The 17,731-nt window shown below is 39.5% G+C and carries 13 protein-coding genes; 6 read left to right on the plus strand and 7 right to left on the minus strand.

From position 1 onward, the window contains the following. Nucleotides 1–23 precede the first annotated feature (23 nt). From ABVT42_RS16210 to ABVT42_RS16225, 4 genes are read right to left on the minus strand one after another with little or no spacing between them, the layout of a single operon-like run. Complete coding sequence (locus tag ABVT42_RS16210) at nucleotides 24–1,160, minus strand: acyl-CoA dehydrogenase family protein (protein WP_353896857.1); 1,137 nt, start codon at nucleotides 1,158–1,160, stop codon at nucleotides 24–26. Between the two features lie 18 nt (nucleotides 1,161–1,178). Further along, on the minus strand, nucleotides 1,179–1,985 hold the full coding sequence (locus ABVT42_RS16215) for a thioesterase II family protein (protein WP_353896856.1): 807 nt from the start codon (nucleotides 1,983–1,985) through the stop codon (nucleotides 1,179–1,181). Beyond that, nucleotides 1,982–3,613 (minus strand): GMC family oxidoreductase, encoded by a 1,632-nt coding sequence (locus ABVT42_RS16220; RefSeq protein ID WP_353896855.1) that lies wholly within the window; start codon nucleotides 3,611–3,613, stop codon nucleotides 1,982–1,984. Before ABVT42_RS16220 ends, ABVT42_RS16215 begins: the two co-directional genes overlap by 4 nt. Continuing rightward, a complete protein-coding gene (locus tag ABVT42_RS16225; RefSeq protein ID WP_353896854.1) occupies nucleotides 3,613–7,035 on the minus strand; it encodes a non-ribosomal peptide synthetase in 3,423 nt (1,140 codons plus the stop codon). The genes ABVT42_RS16220 and ABVT42_RS16225 overlap by 1 nt, the downstream gene beginning before the upstream one ends. A gap of 416 nt (nucleotides 7,036–7,451) precedes the next feature. On the opposite strand from ABVT42_RS16225, the gene ABVT42_RS16230 reads away from it, so the two are divergent. Further along, nucleotides 7,452–7,643, plus strand: coding sequence for a hypothetical protein (locus ABVT42_RS16230; protein ID WP_353896853.1), 192 nt, complete (start codon nucleotides 7,452–7,454; stop codon nucleotides 7,641–7,643). Between the two features lie 152 nt (nucleotides 7,644–7,795). On the opposite strand, the gene ABVT42_RS16235 is transcribed toward ABVT42_RS16230, so the two are convergent. From ABVT42_RS16235 to ABVT42_RS16245, 3 genes are all read right to left on the minus strand, one after another. Further along, nucleotides 7,796–8,971 carry a serine hydrolase domain-containing protein gene (locus ABVT42_RS16235; RefSeq protein WP_353896852.1) on the minus strand — a complete coding sequence of 392 codons (1,176 nt, stop codon included), beginning with the start codon at nucleotides 8,969–8,971 and terminating at the stop codon, nucleotides 7,796–7,798. 401 nt (nucleotides 8,972–9,372) lie between these two features. Further along, on the minus strand, nucleotides 9,373–11,142 hold the full coding sequence (locus tag ABVT42_RS16240; RefSeq protein WP_353896851.1) for a GGDEF domain-containing protein: 1,770 nt from the start codon (nucleotides 11,140–11,142) through the stop codon (nucleotides 9,373–9,375). Nucleotides 11,143–11,435: 293 nt separating this feature from the next. Then, nucleotides 11,436–12,005 (minus strand): hypothetical protein, encoded by a 570-nt coding sequence (locus ABVT42_RS16245; protein WP_353896850.1) that lies wholly within the window; start codon nucleotides 12,003–12,005, stop codon nucleotides 11,436–11,438. Nucleotides 12,006–12,295: 290 nt separating this feature from the next. Between ABVT42_RS16245 and ABVT42_RS16250 the strand changes: the two genes are divergently transcribed. The 5 genes from ABVT42_RS16250 to bamB all read left to right on the plus strand — a co-directional run bounded on the left by ABVT42_RS16250 (nucleotide 12,296) and on the right by bamB (nucleotide 17,722). After that, nucleotides 12,296–13,111: a DUF2797 domain-containing protein gene (locus tag ABVT42_RS16250; protein WP_353896849.1), complete on the plus strand. Its 816-nt coding sequence runs from the start codon at nucleotides 12,296–12,298 to the stop codon at nucleotides 13,109–13,111. 27 nt (nucleotides 13,112–13,138) lie between these two features. After that, nucleotides 13,139–14,341 (plus strand): DUF1853 family protein, encoded by a 1,203-nt coding sequence (locus ABVT42_RS16255; RefSeq protein WP_353896848.1) that lies wholly within the window; start codon nucleotides 13,139–13,141, stop codon nucleotides 14,339–14,341. A gap of 127 nt (nucleotides 14,342–14,468) precedes the next feature. Beyond that, complete coding sequence (gene hisS, locus ABVT42_RS16260; RefSeq protein ID WP_353896847.1) at nucleotides 14,469–15,761, plus strand: histidine--tRNA ligase; 1,293 nt, start codon at nucleotides 14,469–14,471, stop codon at nucleotides 15,759–15,761. A gap of 15 nt (nucleotides 15,762–15,776) precedes the next feature. After that, nucleotides 15,777–16,571, plus strand: coding sequence for a YfgM family protein (locus ABVT42_RS16265; protein ID WP_353896846.1), 795 nt, complete (start codon nucleotides 15,777–15,779; stop codon nucleotides 16,569–16,571). Further along, entirely contained in the window at nucleotides 16,571–17,722 is a 1,152-nt protein-coding gene (gene bamB / locus ABVT42_RS16270) for an outer membrane protein assembly factor BamB (protein ID WP_353896845.1), read from the plus strand. Before ABVT42_RS16265 ends, bamB begins: the two co-directional genes overlap by 1 nt. Nucleotides 17,723–17,731: the final 9 nt, after the last annotated feature.

Genomic DNA, 17,731 nt, shown 5'->3' on the forward strand with positions numbered 1-17,731 from the left:
CTCCCGTTCGATTAAATTGGTTGTTATAGCCCTAAAGATTTACTGATAATTTCTTTGAGAATTTCACTGGTGCCACCATATATTTTTTGTACTCGACTGGTTGACCAAGCTTTTCCTATAGGTGAGTCTTGAAGATAGCCCGATGCACCATGAAGTTGCAGGCAATGATCTGCGACTTTAAATTGTAATTCAGTGGTCCATAGTTTTACTTGCGCGGCTTCTACTACGCTGAGTTGGTTTTTATTAAATTTATCAATTGAGCTTTCTAAATAAATACGGGCAATTTTTAATTCGGTATCTAATTGGGCCAGTAAAAAGCGATTGTGTTGAAAGTGGCCGATAGCTTGCCCAAAAGCTTGTCGGTGTTTAACATAGTTGAGTGTTTGTTGAAAAATTAATTCTGCAAAAACGACGGCAACACAGGCAATACTTAATCTTTCTCTTGGCATGGCCCCCATAAAGTAAGCGTTACCCAGATTCTCTCTGCCAAGCAGATTTTCTTTAGGTACGCGGCAATCTTTAAAGTACAGCGCTGAATTATCACTGGCAGGCCAGCCGAGTTTTTTATAATTTTCACCACGGGTAAATCCATCAAGTCCTCTTTCAATCACTAATAGACTGATTCCGCGACCTTGCTCTTGCTGAGAAGTTTTAACCGCCGTGACAACCAGGTCCGCGTTGATGCCATTGGTGATGTAGGACTTGCAACCATTAACCAGATAATGATCACCTTGTAAAACGGCTTGAGTTTTTATGTTCGTTGTATCAGAACCACCATCGGGTTCTGTGACGGCAATTGCGGCAATGAGTTCGCCACTACATAATGCTGGTAACCAGCGCTGCTTTTGGCTATCGTTACCTAAAGTTGCAATGTAGCTTGCAGTCACATCATTATGGGATACAAAACCTGGTACATCGACGCCCGACTTAAGCATTTCTTCGATTACAATTAATGGATAGTGATAATCTGATTCACCTTGACCACCAAAATTTTCAGCAACACCTATGCCCAACATTTTTGCTTTACCGGCTTTTAACCAAAATGACTTATCAATAATTCCATTGCTTTCCCAATCATTGATTTGCGGAATGGCCTCTTTATGTAAAAAGTCACGGCAAGCATTACGAAATATTTGTTGTTTTTCAGTTTCTTTATTCACGAATGAGGTCCTTTGGTTTCATACTGTATGCGTTTTGAGTTGAGTTGCGGATTGAGCCGATAACGAATCAAACATTGATGACCTGACAGAAAGTGGGGGCTCGATTAGGTTTTTAAGGCAAGCTTGATAAACCAGATCCCATCGTTGGTAAATTGAAAAATGCCCACCTTCTATCTCAATGAGTCTTGTTTGACTAGTCGTATGATTTTGCCAGGCTTTAATCATATCCATACTGACATGCGGGTCTCGTGTACCATTAAATAGAACGAAAGGCTGGTTAACTTTGCATGATTTTAAATTTAAAAACTGCTCGCGAATGGTATAGTCTGCTCTAAGTTGATTAATGATGACTTTAGCAAAGCTGGGGTTTGCCAGTAATTTGTCTGGCGTTGCTGAATCGGCTTTGGCTCGCTCAAGAATTTTTTTATCACTCCAAAGATGCATATCATCTGGCTGTTGAATACTTGGCGCAAGCGACCCTGAAATAATACTGTAAGTGGGAGTCAGCTTATAAAGTTTTTGGAGTATATTCGTGACCGCAAAGCTGAGTACGCCACCAAAGCTATGACCAAAAGTAATCCAGTCTTTTACTCCTTTGGGTTGCTGATGTTGAAAATCCTGATAGATATAATCTGCCAGTGACTTGCTGAGTTCAGATAATGACGCAAATGTCTTTTCACGAATGAGTTTTCCACGGCCCGCTCTTTCCAGCGGAATAAACCGAATGAGCGAATCACTTGCCAGTTGATTTATCCAAGGCTGATAACTTGAAGCACTTGCACCAGCATGTGAAAAAGCATAAATGATACGTCGCGGTTGATTCATGATTGACTCCTTTGAATTAGCTGATCTGATAATTTTTCAGCAACCATGATAGTGGTCAAATTTGTTGGCATCGAAGGAATAGCGGGAAATACTGAAGCATCGAGTACGGTTAACCCGTTTATTCCATGAACGCATCCATTTTCATCAGTAACAGCATCCGGATCTTCTTTGCGGCCCATCTTTAGCGTGCCACTGGCGTGCCAGCCGGGATTAATTAAATTACTGACAACAGTTTGCATTACCTTATCGTTGTTAATGATGGTTTCAGACCAAAATAAGGTTTCTTGTAAATATTGGCGAATAGTAGGTGCTTGTAGTGTCTGCCAAATATTTCTAACGCCTGCTACCATGCGCAAAATATCTTGCTGGTCTTGAGCTATGGGTAAATAAATAAGCGGTCGCTGTTGGGGATTGGTGGATTGAATACTTATTTTGCCTCTTGCCTGAGGACGCATAAGCATGACCGAGATGCCGACTAAAGCGGGATGGGCGATGTCCTGAAAACCGGGAACTGTCGTACTGTCAATACTGTTTAATAGACCAATTTGAATATCTGTTTGCTGATCTACACCACTTTGGCTACGTGTTGCAAATTGCCGCCACGGCATACCGCTTTGACATACGCCTGGCTTAGGTACTGACCATACTACCAGTGAGGAATGGTCTTGCAGATTTTTTCCAACTCCGGGCAGCGCTTGATTCAACGGAATATTTAACGCGCCAAGATGATCCGGATCGCCAATACCTGAACGTTGTAATACTGCGGCTGATCCAATTGCGCCAGCACTTAATACCACTTCAGAACTTTGTAAGTAATATTCTTTGTCATCAACCTTAATGGTAATTCCAATGACTTGCTGATTTTCGAGTTTGACTTTATCGACAAGTGCATCGGTGATGACACTTAGGTTCTCGCGTGATTTGAGCGGCTCTAAATATGCCCGGTATACATCAATTCGTTCGGCATTAGGTGCAACATTTGAAGGAACCAGCCCAACACCTGGCGCTTCACCAATATTTAAATCGTCAACATAGTTTAAACCTTGTTTAACACTGATATCTGCGAAAGTGGCATCCAGAGGATGAATTTCTTCAGGTTGTGGACGCCGTAAGCGCATTGGTCCCTGGCTGCCGTGCAGTTGATGTTCGGCAAAATCCAAATCATGTTCTAATTGTTTATACCAAGGGAGAACGGATTCCCAAGACCATTGTTTTCCTATTTGCTGTTCCCACAAAGCAAAGTCACTTGGAAAGGCTCGCAGCGCAACAGCACCATTAACTGCCGATGAACCGCCCATCACTTTACCAAGTCGATAGTTAAATATTTTTTTGCTCGATGAGTTTTGGGTTAGTTGATTTTTAAATTCTGTAAAACTTTCGATATTTAAATGCTTGTCACGAATATTAGCGGTGTAGTCCCAGTTGTACCCCTCCAAAACCAAGCGTGAGGCATCTCTTAACGGACTGCTTTGATGATTCACATCAGATGCACCTCCAGCCTCTATCAGAAGTACTTTTTTCGCTGGATTGGCCGACAAGCGAGCGGCAGCTACGCAGCCTGCCGAGCCGCCGCCAATAATTATATAGTCGTATTCGGTAACCGAGTTTTGATTCACTGAAATGTCCATTAGGCAAACTCTGTGTCAGGCGTTTGCTCAAGTTGTGACGCTTGAGTTGTTAAGTCTGCATAATCGGGCTTTAAGCGCATAATTATTTGTGCAAACTCGCGAATGTTGGCATTAATAAATAATCCCTCAATAATTTCCTGTTCGGCAGAAGAGGGAATATCGAACTCGGTGCGAATGCTGCCTAAAATACTAACCGCATGCAGTGAGTCTCCACCAACATCAAAAAATCCCTGGTGAATGTTAATGTCGGTATGTTTAAGTTGCGCTTGCCACAAGGCAAGTAGTTTTTCTTCAACAGGATTACCTGGTTGCTGACCGCCTGAATTGTCTTGATTAAGTGTCCACGGTGAAGGGAATGACTTATGATCAATTTTGCCGTTATTGGTTAATGGGATAGTTGGCATAGCGACAAAATAAGTGGGTACCATATAGGAAGGTAAAAATTCTGTTGAAAACTGTTTTAAACGCTCGGCAATAGCCTCTTCAGATGCATTGCTGTCTTTAGCAACATAATAGGCAACTATATGGCGTTGTTTGGTATGGGGATGAATAGGGGCATGAATGACAACATGATTCACACTATCTGTTTTTAAGAGTGTTGACTCTATTTCACCCAGCTCGACGCGATAGCCATTAATTTTTACCTGACCATCTTCACGTCCTAATATTTCAATATAACCGTCTTCAATGTAGCGTCCTAAGTCGCCGGTTCGATATAGATATTCGTTGGTTACCGGATGATAAATAAAACGTTCAGCCGTTTTGGCCGGATCATTGATATAACCCTTGGCAACACCATCTCCGCCAATATAAAGCTCACCAATCACCCATTTAGGACAGTTGGATAACCATTCATTTAACACATAAAACCGTTGATTGGCGAGTGGCTTGCCGTAAGGTATGCTTTTCCATTCTGTGCTTACTGATTCGATTGGATAATAGATTGACCAGATAGAACCTTCGGTTGCCCCGCCAAGGCTAATGACCTGAGTTTGTGGTAAGTAGCTTTTAATTCGTTCGGGTAAATCAACTGGGATCCAGTCACCACTTAATAACACTAGACGAAGTTGGCTTTCGGCAATAGCCTGCTCACAAGTATCAACCATTGCTTTTATTGGTGCAGGAACCGTATTCCAAATCGTGATTTTGTGTCGTACCAGTTCAGACAACCAGCCGTAAGGTTCATTTTTTGTTGCGGGATCAGGAAAAACCAGTTTTCCACCGACACTGAGCAACCCAAAGTAATCATAAACACATAAATCAAAGCCTGATGGTACCAATGAAAGAACGGCATCATTAGCGTTGACCGAAAACTTTTGATTAATATCCAATATCGTATTGGCGGCATTCTGATGGGAAACCATTACGCCTTTGGGCTTTCCGGTTGAGCCGGATGTAAAAATTACATAGGCCAAATCATCCTGATGTTGAATAGGCAAAATGACTTCGTCAACTCGATCAAGTGTGACAGGGTGTTGAATATTAATGATAGGAAATTGGTTATTGTATAGGGCGTTATCTTGAGGCTGATTAACGAGTAAGGCTTTCGCTTCACATTGTTGTAAAATGGTATCTTTGCGTTCTAATGGGTGTGACGGATCAATTGAAACATAAGCTGCACCTGCACTAAGTACGCCTAATATTGATACAATTAAATCAATGCCGGGGGTAAAAGAAACGGCGATAATATCTCCGGGTATTATTGAGACTTCAGTCAATATACGTTTAGCTAATTGATTGGCTCGGTCAACGAGCGCGTTATAAGTAATTGACTCATTACCTTGAACTATCGCGGTGGCGTTTGGATATTTAATTGATGCAGATTTTATCAGGTTTTGCAATAGTTGCGGTTTAATGTATTGGCTTGTTGCATTAGCGTATTGTTGCTCAATTTGATCACTTAATGGTAAATTTATAAATTGGTTGTGTTGCTCAAAAATATTATCATTTAAACCACATTGATGAATGAGTTGAATATAGCTATCAAACATTTGCTCAATCATTTCATCAGGAAATAAACCGTTAATAAAATTCCAATGAATACAGGTTTGATTGTTAATTGATAATAACTGATTTTCTATCCAGACTTGGGGGGTTTTATGGCTGACGGTACTGGCAAATTCTTCTGGCCACTCATAATCATCGATAATTTTTTTCAAATTGGCATCCAGCGTATTGCTAAAAACAATTGGAAATGCAATGGTGCGATTGCTGTCACTGTTTTTATTAAGCTCTCGAATAACTTCAATACCATTGAAGCTGGAGTGCCAGCGATTTAATAATAATTCACTCTGTAATTGAATTAATCGATCAATTAACAAAGTTTCTGCTTGAGCATTGGTAGTGATTAATAAAGGTGATAAAAAATTACCTACGGTATTTTCAATTCCATCAATGGCATTTCGTCGATTGAACTGTGAACAGGTTATGGTAAAGTTTTGGTTTTTTGACCATTGGCGAATGACTTCAATATATAAACCTAAAAATAAAACTTCGAGGGTGATGCCTTTTTTAGCACATACTTTTGAAAGTCTTTCAATAAGCTGGTTGGATAAATTTTTTGTTTTTCGATAAAAAGCAGGCTGGCGAATTTGTTCAGCGGCCTGACTGATTGGCAGCTCAGGTGATTGGCCAATTTGACTTAGCTTCTCCAACCAAAATATTTTATCTTGGTGATATTTCACAGAGTTTTTAATAGTGTTTTCTTCTTCAATATAATGTGAGAAGTTAGCTCGATTAATAGGCACCAAGCGAGAGTGTTGATAAAGTTGATGCCAATCTCTTAACAGTATTTGAATACTCCTAAAGTCAATCATGGTTAAGTCAAAATATAAATGCAAACAAACCTTTTGTGCTGTTAATTTGGATACTTTAGCTTGAATTAATGGCGGATGCTCAAGCGATAGCACTTGATTTTCCATTTCATAACGAGTTTTTTGTAGGCTTAATGATTGTTCGATTTCAGTTAAGTCTTCGATAGGAATAAGCTCGACGGATATGTCAGGTAAGTTATTGTGTATGCGTTGTGACTGATTGTTATGTACTGCAGCTCTAAGCATTGGATGCAATTGAATAAGTTGTCTTAAGCTTGACTCAAGTTTTGCAATATCAATATTGTTTAAGTATTTTTCTTGGTACATGCAGCTAGGTATACCGCCTAACTCGATGCTGCTTGTCCTGCCAATAATAAATGCATATTGAATATCACTAAGCGGAAATTCATCGATAGCTCGGTTTTGTAAACTCAAATTTTGTTCCGCATGATTATAAACTGGCGTAAATCCATTATTAAATGTAATGATTATGCTCTCTAAATCCTGAGAAATTAAATTTTCACTTAGTTTAACCAGCTTGTTTCTTTCTGTTTTTTGATTGGTAATACGTAAGCCCAGTTTTTCTGCGGCTTCAGCTAAATTGTCCATTGATAACCTCTTTAATAATGTCATATATGAATTAGTCCGCAAGTGTTAGCTATGTTTAGCTAAATAATATTAAATGTTGGATTGTAAATTTTTGATTTTAAGTTGCTCGTCGATTGTTAACCTTTTAAAATTTGTGATTACTAAATTTTTTAATTGAAATGTTTTATTTCAAAAAGTTTGATTTTTAAATCCAAAAAAATAAGGCGTTGCTGTTTCGTGTTCTTGACGACTTGCATGACAGGTTGGTCGTGTAAATGTTTTTAACTTTTATTTTTAATCTAAATATGTTTGATTTTTGATAGAGCGAAATGGTTCACAAAAGGTTTCGATTGCTTATTTGTCTAAGAGTTTTTGTTTTTGTTTTAATCGCTATTGGAGTTTGCTGAGAATTGGCGTTTTTATTGTTGGCGTTTTTTATGTTTAAAAATAGAAAAAAATATTTTTTGAAAAAAATAAAAATGACGATTGTGTTGTTATTGTTTTTATGTTGTTTGCTGGAATTTTTATATATTGATTCTTTATTTAAAAATAAAGTGAAAAAAATTGAATTTTTTATTTTTGGCTGGCAGTCGATATTTTTGTTACACGGAGGTTGTGTAGGTCAATGAAGGAGGCGGATTTATTAATTGGGTATGCCCAAGTAATTAATGAATAAAAATGAGTGATTTAAAGAAGAATATTTAATTTGGCTTTGAGTCGTTTTTCTTAAAGTGAATGAACATAACTTATCTTGTGGTAAAACAAAATTAACACTCTCATATTAAAACTGAATACTAGGTAATATGTATTGCTCCACCAGTTTAAACGGCAGGTTTTGCAAATCATTTGTGTAATTATGTCCGGTAAAGGCAATAATTAAATCATAGTTAGGAATGATGATAATGAACTGGCCACCATGTCCACGAGTCGAATAAAAACTTGTTTTATGGTCGGTATCGTCAAACTCACCAAGCCACCATTGATAGCCATAACCGGAGGCATAGTCGAGATGCAGATCGACGCTCTTACGTAGCGACTTTTCAACCCACTGTTTACTGATAAGCTGCATGCCGTTCCATTGACCATTGTTAAGGTAAAGTTGACCAAATTTAGCCATATCACGAGTTTTTAAAAACAGCCCACTTCCGGTATTGGCAAGCCCGGTCGGCGTCATATGCCAATCTGCTCGATTGATTTGCAGTGGATCAAATAAAAAGGTTTGTGCAAAGTCTTTCAGTGGAATGCCTGTTTTATTTTGAATGACCGCTCCCAGTGCAATTGAAGCGACCGTATTATAGGCGTAGGTTGTGCCTGGCGATGAATCCATCGGTAAGTCGAGCAGTGCTTTAACAAAGTCACTGTTATTTTCAGAAAGGTCAGTCAAGCTGTTTTGGGCATCAGCAAACGGGTAACTCCATTCATCCCACTGCAATCCTAACCGCATAGTAAGCGTATCTTCGAGAGTGATATTTTCTTTTTGCTCGCTCCAGTTTTGGTAAAAGGAATAGTTAAATTGCTTTAATAAGGGAGCGGATAAGTCGGGTATGAAGCCTTGATCATGGGCAATGCCAAACAAGGCTGAGACAACACTTTTACTGGTTGAATGCATTAAATGACGCTCTAAATCGCGATTACCTACCCAATCGTCATATTGGCTGAGTTCATCTCGAAAGTCTTGGTGAAGCAGTAAGGTGTTGTGGCGTACAATTGAAATAGAGTCAATGCCGGGGTAAACACCATCAATAATTTGTTGAACCATTCGACTGATGCGGGGTTCTTCAATATCAAAATCGGCTAAATGACCAATTGTCCATCCGTCATTGGTGGCTTCGGGAATCTGGTATTGATATTTTTGTTCCGATTCACTCGGGGTGACGGTATTTTCTTTGGTACAGCCAGACAGGACCACTAAGAAGAGCGATAGCACGAAGAGAATACGAATAGGATAATTGTGCATGGTTGTTATCTGTACAAAGTGTTACTCAACTAATTTTGTGAATGGCCTGTTTACTAACTAAAAAAAGTGGTATTTGTTCTCGCTATTACACCCGACTAGCCGCGATCAAGGCATACTCTATTTAGACGATAGACAAAATACCAATAGTTTGTGGCTAAGTTCAAGTAACTTATGCCGAATTTGTGGGGAATTTGGGATTTCCTGTGGTGAAAGCTCGTTCATTTTGTCGAGTTGTCTATTAATTGCTTGTTATTTGTTCTATTGGCACTTGTACGATTGGCGTTTATTCGGTAGACACTTGTTTGGTTAATCTCGATAAGGTGCTAATCAGGCGAGATCGTAAATATTGGTAGATTAATGATATCGGTTGATATACTGGAACTGACCAATAAATGAAAACATCATCGGGTTAAGCTGGCTTCGCGTTTTGTTTGGCTTGACTGGTTATATTCATGAATACTACGCTGTTGATCTTGTTTGGCACGTTTTTTTGCTTCGCTGGCTAATGCCGAGTAGTGTTCAACCGAGTTAATCGATTTATCTGATTTAACAATACCAACTGAAATCTGGGCCAGGGGAAATTGACGCTTAATACCGTAGCGATCATAGCCCGTTAACTCGCCTTGTTTAATATGTTCTTCGGAATAAAATAAATGCTGACTGGCATTAAATTGTTCGATTACCTGCTGACAACTGGTGTGATAATTGCTTTCCTGGAAAATTACAATAAAGTCATCTCCACCAACGTGACCCACAAAGTTAATATTGGGGTTGCTATTTTCTAGAATGATATTCGCTAAAGTCTGAATGACTTGATCTCCTTTACTGTATCCATAAACGTCATTAAAAGGCTTGAAATTATCAATATCAAAATAGGCGAGATAAAAATCCCGCTTTAATTTGATTTGTTGTTCTATATGCTGATTGATTGGCACATTACCTGGCAACATAGTCAGTGGATTGGCATAGCGCGCATTATTTAATTTGATTGTGGTGATTTTTTTTAATAACTGGCGAGTACTGCCCATACCAATATAATGATCATTATGCGTTATGACAAAATATTGTCTCACATAACTTTCATCTTCATTCGTTAATAATTCACTCACTTGTTCAAGAGAGGTTTCTTTGTCGACAATGATTGCAGCAGGTAAAACATAGGCGCCAACTGGCTTTTTAAAATGTAGTGCCCGACCATAATCGGTAGAAAATAATTCCATAATTCTTGATTTATGAATGAGGCCCAAAACTTTACCCTGATCTACAACGGGTAAGGTCGTATGGGTTGATGGATTTTGGAATAGCTCCCAGATATTGGCGAGTTTTTCTTCTTTGTTAAGTGGTTCAACCTGCTGGCAAAGACTTTGTATTGTTTCGTAGTAAGTTTTGGGGGAAATTTTTTCAGGCATCTCAACCAAATTAGTCGTAATTTGTTCTACCGGTGGATTGTTGCTGGGTTTAGCAATGTAATATCCTTGACAAATTTCAATACCAATATTTTTTACGGTTGTCATTTCATCTTCTGTTTCTATTCCTTCAGCGATGACTTCACATCCGAGGCTTTTGGCAATATCGCTGATGCCTTTTATAAATTCTCTTTTTACTGAGTCGCGGTCGATGCTACTAATAAAATGGCGATCAATTTTGACAAAATTAGGACGCAGCTCTGACCACAATCTTAAATCGGAATAACCTGCGCCCAAGTCATCAATTGCCGTTCTGAAACCTTGTGAACGATAATAGTTAAGTGCATGTCTGAGCGCACCAATATCGAGCGTTGGGTATTTTTCTGAAACCTCTATGACAATCTGATTAGGGGAGAGCGGCGTCTCTTCTACCAAGCGAATTGTTTCACCTTTAGGATAATTAGGCTCTAGGAGTGCCATTGGACTGATGTTAATAAACAGTAAGCCATCGAACTGCCGCTCAATAAAGGCATCAATGCTTTTTTCACGACACAGCAATTCGAGTTCTGGCAAGCGACCAAGCCGAGTTGCCGCTTGAAAAAGTTGTTCTGGAGAATGTAATGGGCTATCTGAGGGGCCACGAGTCAATGCTTCAAATCCTAATATCTTTTTACTTCTCACGTTAACAATGGGTTGAAAAACAGAAGTGATATTTTGACGGCTGAGTATTTTTTCTAATTCAAGGCGGATTAATGAATCATTCATTGGGCTACATCAAACAATTTTAACTGCAGTAAATAGGGACACGGATATGGTTTTAGTCTGGTGGAATAACATGACAAATTTGTGAAACAGAGTAAAAAATTTAGTTATTGCTAATATAAATAAGTATTTTACTATTAGTTTGGTGAATCAAAGGCAAAGTGATTAAATGAATGCGTTGTTTAAAATTAAATCAGTTTGGAGATTGAAATGGTTCAATCGGTTATTTAATCTGACAACAAAAATAGTCTTTCAATAACCGACTTTAAGAGATAAGGAAATGGTCGAGAAGTCGATTAAAAGTTTATAGAAAATGTTATGCCGCTAAAAACTTCAGCTTCAGCTTCCCAATTGCGGCTGTCAATTTCACGCAATTTACTGAACGCTTCAATACCTAGGCCGCCCAGTCGAAAGCCTGCACCAATACCCACATAAGCGTCTATATTGTCATCATAGTGATCATGATCATGATGAGAATCGTTGGTATAGAAAATATGATCATCTGAGTAGCGCAAATCATGAAAAATTAATTCTGACAGATCGAATCCTGCTTCAAGGTAAACTGAAAAATCTGAAAAGTGACCTACCTTAAAGGCGGCTTCCCAAGCCGTATAGTTTTCAGTATAGCCTCGCTCTGTGGTAACTTCGGCATAATTTAACGAAGTGGTTAAAATGACGCCAATCGGCGCGTCCTCATCATAAAGTTTTAAACCCGTTCCAATTCCTGCAATATAATCCTCTCCATTTGCTTCAAAGCTGTAATAGAGCATACCTTGGGGGATTTCTGTTGCTTGGGTTTGTCGTGTAAAACTCAAGCATGATAACAATAAAATCGATACGGCTAGATTGAACGAGTATAATTTCATGAAATGACTCACCTGTTTAGTAAATACTGGCCGACAATAAATCTACCGACAAAGCGCTCGCTTGTTTGTGCAACAGAGTATTCCACCTTAGTATATGAAGGGAAACTTTTTGTCTGTTGATGCGCTTGGTGTTTTGGACAGATTAAGGTCAATTACTTGCTAGCTTAACGACATTAAGCTGAATTTGAACTGAATCAAGCTTACCAGTCAAAAGAATTCTCAAATTATTTGCTGCAACTGTTACAATTAGCCGCATGAATAATATCCACAAAAAAACAGGTTAAACAAGTATGCTAACGGGTTGTCTAGACAAAATGCGTTCAGAATTAAATACTCAGGTAGATTATTATTTACCACTTGGTGAAGATGAGTTGCCGTTAAATGATTTAATTGGCCAGTCATTAAATTTAAATTTTTCAGGTCGGATATTTTGTCAGCATTGCGGAAACGTGACAAAAAAAAGCTTTTCTCAAGGTTACTGTTTTCCTTGTATGAAAAAGTTGGCTCGTTGCGATATGTGTATTATGAAGCCTGAAACTTGTCATTATCATTTAGGTACTTGTCGCGAACCAGAATGGGGCGAGCGAAATTGTTTTGTTCCGCATTATGTTTATTTGTCAAACACTTCTGGTCTTAAGGTTGGTATTACCCGCCATTCTCAAATACCTACTCGCTGGATTGATCAAGGCGCAACACAGGCAGTAATTATGTTTAAAGTAAATACTCGCCAGCAGTCAGGATTTGTGGAAACCGCCTTCAAGTCGTTAATTGCCGATAAAACAAATTGGCGTGCGCTGCTTAAAGGGAATCCCGAGCCTGTTGATTTAAAGGCTGAGGCACAAACTTTACAGCAAACACTCACCGAGAGTATCCAAAAGCTGATATCGCAATTTGGGCAAGATGAAATCGAAGTGGTTGATGAGTCGGTGGTTGAAATTAATTATCCAGTGAATGTTTTTCCTAGCAAAATTGTCTCGCATAATTTTGATAAAAATCCACAAGTGGCAGGTATTTTACAGGGCATCAAAGGACAGTACTTATTGTTTGACACTGGCGTTATTAATATTCGCAAGTTTACTTCGTATGAAGTAACCGCAGAATACTAGTTTTTAAGGCTGATGCACCGCTTTTTAATGTCATTGAAAAATCCGTGGGTCAGAGAACTGGCCTGGATATTCAATTCACCAGCAATGATAGATGAAGCGATTTTTACACCGCCATTTGCACAAATTGCCAGACACAATATAAATCAGTGGATAACCGCACTTGATTGCTTTCCCGAGCCACTTATTGCTCATTTGAGTGATAAAAATTTAAAAATGCTTGGTCCTTATTTTGAAGCACTGTGGGAATTCTTTTTTTTAAATTATCCTGGTTTTCAGCTAATTGCTAAAAATTTACAAGTTAGAGATGGTCAGTCGACAATTGGTGAGTTTGACTTTATTGTCTACTTTGAACCTACGGATGAATATTTTCACCTTGAGGTCGCGGTTAAATATTATTTGGGGATTGAGCGAGTGTTGGCTGCGTCTGCTGTTAGTCAAAATCAAGCCAATAATGGCGATAATCATGGTTATAATAATCATAGTTATAATAATGGCTATACTGAAAAGCAACTTAATGGACTGTTATCCTCACCGACAATCAGCGAGAAGGTCAATTATTCGCGAATGAACCAGTGGATAGGCCCTGGTTTGGTTGATAGGCTGGATAAAAAATTCCATAAACTGGGAATAAAACAAGCGCGTTTATCAACCACTAGCGCCGGGCGTGAACAACTTAAAATGCTGGGCATCAAGCAAATTAGCCCACAAATTTGCTTATTGGGCTATTTGTTTTATCCTCATCGGATAAACAAAAAAACTTCTGCGAGAGAGTGGGATAAAAATGTTGCTTTCACCGCCCCCATGTTACCGCCGCAATCCAGTCATAGTCAGCACAACCGAGGGTTTTGGTTAAAGGCTTCTCAGCTAAAATCCTCAGAATTAACCTCATTAGGCCGCATCGCTATTGAAAAATATCTGATGATACAAAATTTTCATGCATTTTCTGCCAACACGCATTTGCGATGGGCCGTAATTGCCAAGCCACACTGGATGGCGCCACATAGAAAAAAACACGATGAGCTGTTAACGACCGACACCTTACTGCAACACCTGATTACACATTTTAGTAAATCGACTATCCCTCAATTTATTGCCCTTTTTATTCCACTGAAACTGGTTGAAAATCATGCCAAACCAATCGAGGATTTACTCTGCACCACTCCAGATGAATCCTTCGTATCTATTGGCTTTGGCTTTGTAGTGGATGATAGTTGGCCTGTCGGTAACTAAATTATGGGAATTTTTCGCGAAATAAACCCCAATTGCCCCTGTTTCCGAGTAGAAATTAGGCTATAATTGCGCGTTCGATTTTGAGTGCATTTTTTAAACCTTATCGTTAATCAGTCAGGATAGTACATTGAGCAAAGCATTTCAGGCCGTAAAAGGCATGAACGACTGTCTACCACAAACTTCTCCCATTTGGCATTACCTAGAAAATTGCCTGCGTGAGTTGGTAGCCAGTTATGGTTACGCAGAAATCAGAACGCCGATTATTGAAAATACTCAGCTGTTTTGCCGCTCAATTGGCGAAGTAACTGATATTGTTGAAAAAGAAATGTACACCTTTGTGGATAAAGGTGAAGATAGCCTGACAATGCGGCCTGAAGGTACTGCGGCGTGTGTGCGTGCAGGTATTGAACATGGTCTGTTGTATAACCAGCAACAACGCTTGTGGTATATGGGGCCAATGTTTCGTCGCGAGAAACCTCAAAAGGGGCGATATCGTCAGTTTCATCAGTTTGGTGCGGAAGCCTTTGGTTTTGACGGACCGGATATTGATGTTGAGTTAATCGCTTTAACCGCTCGTTTATGGAAAAAGCTTGGATTTGCTGATCAAGTTGAGTTGCAGATTAATTCATTAGGCAGTAACCAAGCTCGTGAAGCTTATAAGGTGCTGTTAGTTGAGTATTTTAATGCTAATTTTTCAGCGTTGGATGAAGATAGCCAACGTCGTTTAAATTCAAATCCATTGCGTATTTTAGATAGTAAAAATCCGCAAATGGCAGAGCTGATTGGTCATGCACCTAAATTAACCGAGCATTTAGATGACGAATCTCAAGAACATTTTAAGCGTTTGTGTGCAAAGCTTCAGCAGCTTGGCATAAACTATACGGTCAATCCTACCCTGGTGCGTGGGCTTGATTATTATAACCGTACGGTTTTTGAGTGGGTAACTCAAACCTTAGGATCTCAAGGGACCATATGTGCTGGTGGGCGATATGATGGTCTGGTAACACAGCTTGGTGGACAGGCCACACCTGGCTGTGGGTTTGCAATGGGATTAGAACGAATTATTTTAATGTTAGAGTCTCAGCCTGATTTAGCTGCAAAACTTTCTGCGCCGGTTGATGTCTACATTTGCACTTTGGGTGAAAATGCCGAAACGCAGGGCAGTATGTTAGCTGAGAAATTACGCGATGATTTACCTGAATTGAAGATTCAACTGCATTGTGGTGGTGGTAATTTTAAAAAGCAGTTGAAAAAAGCAGACAAATCACAAGCGACAATTGCACTGATTATTGGTGACGAAGAGGCAACTAATCAAGCGGTTAGTGTCAAATGTTTGCGAGTTGAAAAGCCGCAACAAACTATAGCGCAGTCCTTGTTAAGTGAGCAGCTGCCGTTGTTATTTAATGAATTTATTGATTAAGCGTGGGAGTTTCAAGTGAGTTACGACACAGAAGAACAACAAATTGAAAAATTAAAAGAGTGGTGGAGTGAAAATGGTACACCACTGGTTATAGGTGCCGTATTAGGGCTGGCTGGTTTTGCTGGTTGGAAATTCTGGGATGAAAAACAAAGCACCTATCAGGCTGCTGCATCTGACATGTATATTAAAGTGACAGAAACACTGAAAACTGACACAAAAGATGGATTAACCGAGCGCGCCCAAGCGGTAAAAGATCAATATCCAGATTCAAGCTATGCGGTTTTATCAGCTTTGCATTTAGCAAAATTGGCGATTGATAAAGAAGAATTAGATGAAGCAATCAATGAGTTAAACTGGATTATCAAAGAACATGCTGATAATGAGCTGGCCAATATCGCTAAAATCCGTTTGGCAAGAATTTATATTCAGCAAGATAAAGCCAACGACGCGCTTAAACTGCTTGATGCGAATAATGAGTCCGGTTATTACGAATTGGCTCATTTGGTAAAAGGTGATGCTCTGTTGGCGCTTGGCAAAAAAGATGAAGCATTAACGGCGTATAAAATAGCCAAAACTGATGAAGAGGTTGTTTCACGTCACCCAAGCTTACAATTTAAAATTGATCAACTCAGCCAGCCGTCGACAGAAGCGGTGATGGTTTCAATTGCTGCGACTACTACTCCAACTGACAGTGATTCCAGCGAGAACCCCTCATCGGCAGAAGAAACTACTGACTCAGACAGCAATAATGAGAGTGCTTCTGAGCAACAAACTGCTAATTCTCAAGCGCAAGCAGGAGAGCTGCAGTAATGGCGTTGGTTAACAATTCAGTAATACGCTGCTTATTGTTACTGACTGCGTTGATTGTTGCCGGTTGTAGTGATGAAGTTGATATTTACGAGCCCGATCCGCTGGTTGATTTAGATAACCAGTTTGAAACTAAAGTATTATGGAAAACCAGTATTGGTGATGGCACAAATGATAAAACCGTAAAATTGTCACCGGTTTATGCCTATCAAAAAATATTCGTGGCCGATGGGTCAGGAAATGTTGCCGCGGTTAACCCTGATAATGGCGAGGTGATCTGGCAAACAGAATTAAATACAGTAATTGGTGGCGGTCCTGCGGTTGCCAATAATATTGTTGCAGTAGGGACTACTCAAGGTGAAGTCATTGTTTTAAATGCTGCTGATGGTACTGAAAAGTGGCGTCGTGCGGTTTCCAGTGAAATTATTACCAGTCCTGCAGTCGGTGATGGTTATGTGGTCGTTCGCTCAGTTAATGATAAGTTAACGGCTTTTGATGCGGAAAGTGGTGAACAGCAATGGTTGCATGATCAAACCATGCCAAGTTTGACACTACGCGGCGATTCTTCACCTGTCATTGTAGGTGGTGGTGTAATTTCTGGTTTTTCTAACGGTAAATTAGCGGTATTTTTATTGGATAGTGGGCGTTTAGCCTGGGAAAAAACGATTACTGCCCCTGTTGGATATTCTGAAATTCAAAAACTGGTAGATGTTGATGTTAAACCGCTGGTTTCAGGCACTAACGTGTATGTGGCTGCCTATAATGGTAACTTAACCAGTATTGAAGCCAGTAATGGACAAGCCATTTGGCAACGTGAACTATCAACTTTTCAGGAAATTACGTTGTCAGAATTAATCTTGTTAGTGACCCATGAAAATAGTCATGTCAGTGCGGTTGATAAATCAAATGGAGTGATTTTATGGACCCAAAAAGCATTGCATCGCCGTCAGTTATCTGCGCCAGAATCGATTGGTGATAATGTGGTCGTGACCGATTTTGAAGGCTACTTACATTGGCTGTCACGTAAAGATGGCACTTTGGTTAGTCGAGAGCATATCGATTCTGATGGTATCAGTGCGGTACCTTTAGTTATTGATAATAAAGTTATTTTATTCGGGCATAGTGGTAATCTCTATGCTGTCGCAAAGCGATAGGTTTTAGTT

The sequence above is a fragment of the Aliikangiella maris genome (assembly GCF_040719265.1).
GTDB classification, from domain to species: Bacteria; Pseudomonadota; Gammaproteobacteria; order Enterobacterales; family Kangiellaceae; genus Aliikangiella; species Aliikangiella maris.

Coding starts and splice junctions, on each gene's coding strand:
- ABVT42_RS16215 (WP_353896856.1), bottom strand. CDS start 1,985: ATGAATCAACCGCGACGTATCATTTATGCTTTTTCACATGCTGGTGCA.
- ABVT42_RS16220 (WP_353896855.1), bottom strand. CDS start 3,613: ATGGACATTTCAGTGAATCAAAACTCGGTTACCGAATACGACTATATA.
- ABVT42_RS16225 (WP_353896854.1), bottom strand. CDS start 7,035: ATGGACAATTTAGCTGAAGCCGCAGAAAAACTGGGCTTACGTATTACC.
- ABVT42_RS16230 (WP_353896853.1), top strand. CDS start 7,452: ATGTTTAAAAATAGAAAAAAATATTTTTTGAAAAAAATAAAAATGACG.
- ABVT42_RS16235 (WP_353896852.1), bottom strand. CDS start 8,971: ATGCACAATTATCCTATTCGTATTCTCTTCGTGCTATCGCTCTTCTTA.
- ABVT42_RS16240 (WP_353896851.1), bottom strand. CDS start 11,142: ATGAATGATTCATTAATCCGCCTTGAATTAGAAAAAATACTCAGCCGT.
- ABVT42_RS16245 (WP_353896850.1), bottom strand. CDS start 12,005: ATGAAATTATACTCGTTCAATCTAGCCGTATCGATTTTATTGTTATCA.
- ABVT42_RS16250 (WP_353896849.1), top strand. CDS start 12,296: ATGCTAACGGGTTGTCTAGACAAAATGCGTTCAGAATTAAATACTCAG.
- ABVT42_RS16255 (WP_353896848.1), top strand. CDS start 13,139: ATGTCATTGAAAAATCCGTGGGTCAGAGAACTGGCCTGGATATTCAAT.
- bamB (WP_353896845.1), top strand. CDS start 16,571: ATGGCGTTGGTTAACAATTCAGTAATACGCTGCTTATTGTTACTGACT.